Origin of the sequence: Cellulomonas iranensis NBRC 101100 = JCM 18110, from assembly GCF_001552375.1 — a bacterium.
GTDB lineage: Bacteria > Actinomycetota > Actinomycetes > Actinomycetales > Cellulomonadaceae > Cellulomonas > Cellulomonas iranensis.
On the sequence record NZ_BCRB01000048.1, the window covers coordinates 22,798 to 29,265 of the forward strand.

6 protein-coding genes are annotated in these 6,468 nt (G+C 77.0%); 2 read left to right on the forward strand and 4 right to left on the reverse strand.

All coding sequences use genetic code 11. The features are described from left to right. Positions 1–114: 114 nt before the first annotated feature. Together pknB and CS2_RS11260 are read right to left on the reverse strand one after the other, a co-directional pair. The gene (pknB, locus tag CS2_RS11255; protein ID WP_070320062.1) at positions 115–2,097 is read right to left on the reverse strand and encodes a Stk1 family PASTA domain-containing Ser/Thr kinase; all 1,983 of its coding nucleotides are present in this window, start codon (positions 2,095–2,097) and stop codon (positions 115–117) included. Positions 2,098–2,147: 50 nt separating this feature from the next. After that, the gene (locus tag CS2_RS11260; RefSeq protein ID WP_070320063.1) at positions 2,148–3,500 is read right to left on the reverse strand and encodes a LysM peptidoglycan-binding domain-containing protein; all 1,353 of its coding nucleotides are present in this window, start codon (positions 3,498–3,500) and stop codon (positions 2,148–2,150) included. A gap of 188 nt (positions 3,501–3,688) precedes the next feature. Between CS2_RS11260 and CS2_RS11265 the strand changes: the two genes are divergently transcribed. Then, the gene (locus CS2_RS11265) at positions 3,689–4,099 is read left to right on the forward strand and encodes an Rv2175c family DNA-binding protein (protein WP_046528559.1); all 411 of its coding nucleotides are present in this window, start codon (positions 3,689–3,691) and stop codon (positions 4,097–4,099) included. A 60-nt stretch (positions 4,100–4,159) separates the two neighbouring features. Here CS2_RS11265 and CS2_RS11270 read toward each other — a convergent pair whose 3' ends face one another. Further along, positions 4,160–5,278 (reverse strand): polyprenyl synthetase family protein, encoded by a 1,119-nt coding sequence (locus CS2_RS11270; RefSeq protein WP_070320064.1) that lies wholly within the window; start codon positions 5,276–5,278, stop codon positions 4,160–4,162. A 28-nt stretch (positions 5,279–5,306) separates the two neighbouring features. Continuing rightward, complete coding sequence (locus tag CS2_RS11275) at positions 5,307–5,810, reverse strand: hypothetical protein (protein ID WP_046530590.1); 504 nt, start codon at positions 5,808–5,810, stop codon at positions 5,307–5,309. Positions 5,811–5,938: 128 nt separating this feature from the next. On the opposite strand from CS2_RS11275, the gene CS2_RS11280 reads away from it, so the two are divergent. After that, positions 5,939–6,468 (forward strand): DUF4192 family protein (locus CS2_RS11280; protein WP_156442109.1); only part of this gene is annotated, 530 nt, incomplete at its 3' end.

Genomic DNA, 6,468 nt, shown 5'->3' on the forward strand with positions numbered 1-6,468 from the left:
CGGGGCTTCGTCCATCGCCCGGGGGCGACGGGACCGCCCGGGACGGCGCAGGCGGGGCGCGACCGGTGCACGGGCAGGGCGCACCGGGCGCTCAGGGCACCTGGAGCGTGCTGCTCAGACGACGGTCAGCGTGATCTCGGTGCCCTTGCGCACCTGGTCGCCCGTGGGCACGCTCTGCGAGCGCACCGTGCCGAACAGGCCGCCGAGCACGTTCTCGCGCTTCGCGGTGAGGCCGAGCGCCTCGAGCTCGGCCTTCGCCTTGTCGAACTGCTTGCCGGTGAGGTTCGGCATCGCGACGGTCTCGGGTCCCTTGGAGACCTTGACCTTCACGACGTCCCCCCGGTGCGCCGTCGCACCGGGCGCGGGGGACTGCTCGACGATCCGGCCCGCCGGGACGGAGTCGTGGAAGACCTCCTCGGCGACCTCGACCGTCAGGGCGTCGGGCGCCAGCTGCTCCTGCGCCTGCTCGACGGTGATGTTGACGACCGACGTGACCGAGACCGGGGCGGGCCCGTCCGACAGCACGAGGACCACCGTCGCGCCGCGCTCGACCTGGGCGCCCGGCTCGGCGGGCGCGCCGTCCGGCAGGGCGGCGCTGAGCACGGCGCCCTTCGGCGCGTCGTCGTCGTGCACCGCCGGGCCGTAGTCGACGACGAGGTCGGCGGCCTCGAGCGCGGCCTGCGCGTCGGACTGCATGGCGCCGACCACCCCGTCCGGCACGGCGACCAGGTCTGGACCACGCGACACCGTGAAGGCCACGACGCCGTCCTTGCGGACCCGCTCGCCGGGGCCGGGGTCGGTCGAGACGACCGCGCCGGCGGGGACCTCGGGGTCGAAGGCGTCGGACCGCGCGTGCTCGAGGCCCGCGGCGTCCAGCTCGGCGACCGCGTCGTCCGCGGTCGCGCCGACGACGGGCGGCACCTGCGTGTACGCGCCGGGGCCGACCTCGAGGTACCACCAGGTGCCACCGCCGAGCAGCACGAGCAGGCCGACGACGGCGGCGAGCAGCGGCCAGCGGCGACGGCGCGCGGCCGGCGCCGCTGGGGCGGGCGCGTCGAGCACGCCGAGGCCGATGGGCAGCGCGACGGTGCGGCCGCGCTCGTGGTTGCCGACGGGCACCGTCACGGTGGCGTCGTCGGCGGCCTCGCGCTCGGGTCCGTCGGTGTCGTCCTCTCCCGGGTCGGTCGCCAGCGGCAGGGCGACGCTGGGCCGCACGTCCGCCCGGCGCTCGAGCGTGTCGTCGTCGAGCGCAGCGCGGGTGCGTCGCACGAGCTGCAGGGCGGCGCCCGCGTCGGTGGGCCGGTCCGCGGGGTCGTGCGCGGCGAGCGCCGCGACGAGCTCGTCGACCTCCGAGGGCAGCCAGGGCACGAGCGTCGACGGTGCCGGCACCTCGGAGTTGACGTGCTGGAAGGCGACCTGGATGGGCGTCTCGCCCGTGAACGGCTGCCGGCCGGCGAGCATCTCGAACAGCATGACGCCGACGGCGTACACGTCGGTGCGCGCGTCGCTCGCACCGTGCTGGACGAGCTCCGGGGCGAGGTACGCGACCGTCCCGAGCACGGTGCCCGTCGTCGTGGAGGTCACCTCGGTGACGGCGCGCGCGAGGCCGAAGTCGGCGACGCGCACGCGCTCGTCGGACGCGATGAGGACGTTCTCGGGCTTGACGTCGCGGTGCACGAGCCCGCCGCGGTGCGCGGCGGCGAGCGCGTCGAGCACGCACTCGGTGACCCGCAGCGCCTCGCCGACGGTCAGCGCGCCCTGCTCCGCGACCCGGCGACGCAGCGTCGAGCCGTCGACGTACTCCATCGTCAGGTAGCTCGTCTCGCCGTCGACGCCCTGGTCGTAGACGCCGACGATGCCCGGGTGCGTGAGGCGCGCGGCGCTGCGCGCCTCACGCCGGAACCGTGCCACGAACGCCCCGCCCGACGCGCCCTCGGCGAGGTGCGCGTGCATGACCTTCAGCGCGACCTCGCGGTCGAGGCGGCGGTCGACCGCGAGGTACACGGTCGCCATCCCGCCACGCGCGATGCGCGAGACGATCTCGTACCGCCCGTCGACCAGGCGGCCGACGAGCGGATCGGTGACGGTGGCTCCCACGCGCGGCAGTCTACGGTCGGTCGTCACCGGAAACGGGGAACCCGGGCCGGTCAGGAGTAGCGGGTCATGAGCGTCTGGACGTTCGCGACGTAGCGACGCGTGTCGGAGAACATCCCGTTGCGCTTCACCGAGCCCGAGCCCTGGTAGTACGACGCGATCGCGTGGGGCAGGTCGTCGTGCGTGCGCACGAGCGAGCGCAGGATCGCCACGCCGGCGGTCACGTTGTCGTCGGGGTCGAGCAGGTTGAGCTGGCGGCCGACGAGCTGCGACGCCCACTCGCCGGACGACGGGATGACCTGCATCGTGCCGATCGCGTTGGCGGGTGAGACGGCCGTCTGGTCGAAGCCCGACTCCTGGAACGCGATGGCCTGGGCGAGCGCGGGGTCGACGCCCATCGCGCGCGCGGTCGCGACGACCTTCGCCTGCATCGCGGAGCGCGACGGCACGCCCGCCGCGAGCAGCGCGGCCTTGTTCTCGTTGGCCGCGCCGACGACCTGCGGCGCGTACGTGCGCCCGGCGAAGGTGTTGCCGACGAGCTGCGTGCCGCTCGAGGTGCTGCTCGTGGCGGCGGCCGCCGGGGCGGTCGCGGCGCCGGGGATCGTCAGGGTCTGGCCGGCGCGGATGAACGCGCGCGAGTCGAGGCCGTTGGCGGCGACGACGGCGGCGACCGTCGTGCCGTGGCGCTTGGCGATCGCGGCGACGGTGTCGCCCGTGCGCACCGTGTAGGAGGCGCCCGTCGCGGCCGCGGGGGTCGCGGCGGGGGCCGACGCCGGCGAGGCGCCCGGGAGCGTGAGGGTCTGGCCGGCGCGGATGAACGCGCGGGAGTCGAGGCCGTTGGCGGCGACGACGGCGGCGACGGTGGTGCCGTGGCGCTGCGCGATGCTGGAGACCGTGTCGCCCGCGACGACCGTGTAGCCGGCGGCCGCGGTGCCGGGCGACGAGGCCGGGGCGGGCGCGGCGGCGGCCGATGCTCCCGGGACGGTGAGGGTCTGGCCGGCGCGGATGAACGCGCGCGAGTCGAGGCCGTTGGCGGCGACGACGGCGGCGACGGTGGTGCCGTGGCGCTGCGCGATGCTGGAGACCGTGTCCCCGTCGCGGACCGTGTACGACGTCGCCGTAGGTGCGGTCGCGGGGGCCGCCGGTGCGGTCGCGGGGCCGGCGAGACGCAGGACCTGGCCGGCGCGGATGCGGGACGGGTCGGCCAGCGCGTTGTCGGCCGCGATGCGTGCCGCCGTGGTGCCGGACCGCTTGGCGATCGCGGTGAGGGTGTCGCCCTCGCGCACGGTGTAGTCGGCGGCGTGGCCGGCGGTCCCGGTGGCGGCGAGCGCGACGGTCGCGAGCGCGAGCGTGGCGCCCGTGCCGGTCGCGGCGCGCACGACGGTGCGCGGAGTAGATGCGGACATGGCCCCCCCAGAGGCGGTCGGTCGAGCGGTGGTGAACGTGCGTCGCCCCGTCGCGACCGTGCTCGTCCGTGACGCATGGTGCTGGTGTGACAGGTGTGACGTAAGTCGACGCTAGACGACAACGCGCCCCGGCGAAACCCCGGGGGCCCGATGGCGGCCGATCTGCGCGTGACCCGTAGGCTGACCGGGTGAGTTCGACCACCGATCCCGACCAGCTCGTCGACAGCTGGCTGACCGTCCCCGACGTCGCCGAGAGGCTCGGCGTCGACCCGGGCAAGGTCCGGCGTCTGATCCAGGAGCGCAAGCTCGTGGGCGTGCGCCGCGGCACGCCGCGCGTGCTGAGCGTGCCTGCCGACTTCCTGGTCCCGGGGCACCTCGCGAACCCTGCGGCCCCGGACCGGCCCTCCGAGGACCGCCCCTGGACCGTCCTCGCCGCGCTCCAGGGCACCCTGACGGTGCTCGCCGACGACGGCTTCAGCGACGAGGACGCCGTGGTGTGGCTCTTCCGGCACGAGGAGGCGCTCGGGACGAGCCCGATCGCGGCCCTGCGTGCGGGGCGCAAGACCGAGGTGCGGCGCGTCGCGCAGGCGCTGCTCTAGCGCGACGCGGGGCCCGCCCCGGCCGTCGTCACCGTCCGGCCGCGCCGCGCCGCGGCGCCGTCAGGCGGAGCGCTCGACGGCCGCGCGGGCCAGCGCCGTGAGCGCCTCGCGTGCCGGCTCCGGCCACCCGCGGGCGTCGATCGCGGCGAACGCCCGGCCCGTCAGGTCCGCGATCAGCTGCTCGACCTCGGCCACCGCACCGGTGCCCACGAGGACCTCGGTGAGCCGCGCGACGCCCTGCTCGTCGAGCGACGGGTCGCCGACGCCGCGGGTGAGCGCGTCGACCGCGGCCCGGTCCCCGGTCGCGTCCGCGCGCGCGAGGGCCCGCGCGACGAGCACGGTGCGCTTGCCCTCGCGCAGGTCGTCCCCGGCCGGCTTGCCGGTCGTGCCGGGGTCGCCGAGCACCCCGAGCAGGTCGTCCCGCAGCTGGAACGCCTCGCCCAGGGGCAGGCCCACCTCGCGGCAGCCCGCCAGCGCCGTCTCGTCGGCTCCCGCGAGCGCCGCGCCGAGCGTGAGCGGGTGCTCGACGCTGTAGCGCGCGGACTTGGCACGCACGACGTCGCGCGCGCGCCGCTCGTCGGCGGACGGGTCGCCCCACGGCATCGCCTGCGCCAGGAGGTCGAGGTACTGACCGACGGTGACCTCGGTGCGCATGAGGTCGAAGACCTCGCGGGCGGCGCGCGCCGCCCCCGGCTCGACCGTCGCCAGGGCGGCCGCCATCTCCTCCTCGCTGGCCACGAGCGCCAGGTCGCCGAGCAGGATCGCGGCCCCGTCGCCGAAGCGGCGGGCCGCCCCGCGGTACCCCTGCGACGCGTGCCGCTCGGCGAACACGAGGTGGGCGGTCGGCAGGCCGCGGCGCGTCGACGAGTCGTCCATGACGTCGTCGTGGAAGAGCGCCGCCGCCTGGAACAGCTCGAGCGCGGCACCGGCGCGCAGGACGGCCCGCTCGGCGTCGCCGCCGGGCTGGCCGCCGTGCGCGCGCCAGGACCAGTAGCAGAAGGCGGCGCGCAGACGCTTGCCGCCCGCGAGCATGCGCTGGACCGCGTCGACCAGGGGAGCGGCGTCGGGGCTCACCGCGGACACCGTGCCGCTCAGGCGGGTCACGTGCCGTGCGAGCGCGGCGTCGACGCCGGCGCGCAGGTTCTCACGGTCCACGAGGGCGAGCGTCTCCGGGGGCACGGCACCACCCTAGGGGGCGGGCCGGGGCCTAGGGGGCAGGTCGGGCGACGGTGCCGCCGAGCGTCATGGTGCGCGTGCCGTCCCGGTCGAGGACGCCCACGACGAGCAGCTCGTCGCCGTCGGCGCGCGAGAAGGTCGCCTGGGCGGCGAGCCCCGCCTCGGGCACGGGCGGGGCCGACTCGGTGAACCCCGCCGCGACGAGCGGGCCCCGGACGGCGTCGAGCAGCGCCGCGGCGTCCTGCTCGGTGCGGAGGTTGAGGCTGATCCGCAGCAGGCCGTCGGCCGTGGGCTCCGCGGCCGAGACGAGGACCTCGGCGCCCTCGGGGACGGGCACGAGCTCGCGGGGGAAGTCGGGCGCGAGCGTGCCCACGGCGCTCGCGTGGTCCGTGTCGGTCGCGAGCAGCGTCTCGTCGGGCGACGGGGACGCGCTCGCGGTCGGGCTCGTCGACGGCGGCGGCGCCGGGGTCGGGGTGCAGGCGACGAGCCCCGCGCACAGCAGCGCGGCGAGGGCGAGGACGGGTGGGCGCTGCACGGCGCCAGGGTAGCCGGGGGCCGCGCAGGCCTGGCCCGAGCCACCCACAGCGCGCAGGCGCCGCGTGTCGCCCACAGCTCGCTCCAGGGCCGCCGCGGCGGCCCCGTGCGAGGCGCTGGGGTGGGGGCATGAGAACCGACGTCCTGCGCCTCACCGAGCCGCGCGAGCTCCTCGCGCTCGTGCCCCACCTGCTCGGGTTCGAGCCCCACGCGAGCGCGGTCGTGGTGAGCCTGCGGGCCCGCGGCCGGCTCGGCGTCGTGGCGCGGGTCGACCTCGCCGACCTCGCCGACGCGCGGCACGGTCCGCAGGTCGCGCGGTCGCTCGCGACGCACCTCGACCGCGACGGTGCCCGGCGGGTCGTGCTGGTCGTGTACCGCGAGCCCGGTCCGGAGGAGGGCGACGACCCCGCCGAGCACGCGGCGGCGCACGCGGCGGAGGCCTTCGACGTGCCGTTCGGCGGCGTGGACGTCCTGGTGGTCGGCGGGGGCACCTTCCGCTGCCTCGACTGCGGGACCACGTGCTGCCCCGACGGCGGCCACCCCCTGGGCGACCTGCGCTCGACGCGCGCCGGCGCCGAGATGGTCGTCGCGGGCTCCGTCGTCGCGGCACGGCGCTCCGACCTGGGGCGTGTCGCCGCCGCGGCCGAGCCCGCGCGCCG

What these genes read in the sequence shown, in the direction of transcription:
- CS2_RS11260 (WP_070320063.1), bottom strand. Translation starts at nt 3,500, where the DNA reads ATGTCCGCATCTACTCCGCGCACCGTCGTGCGCGCCGCGACCGGCACG.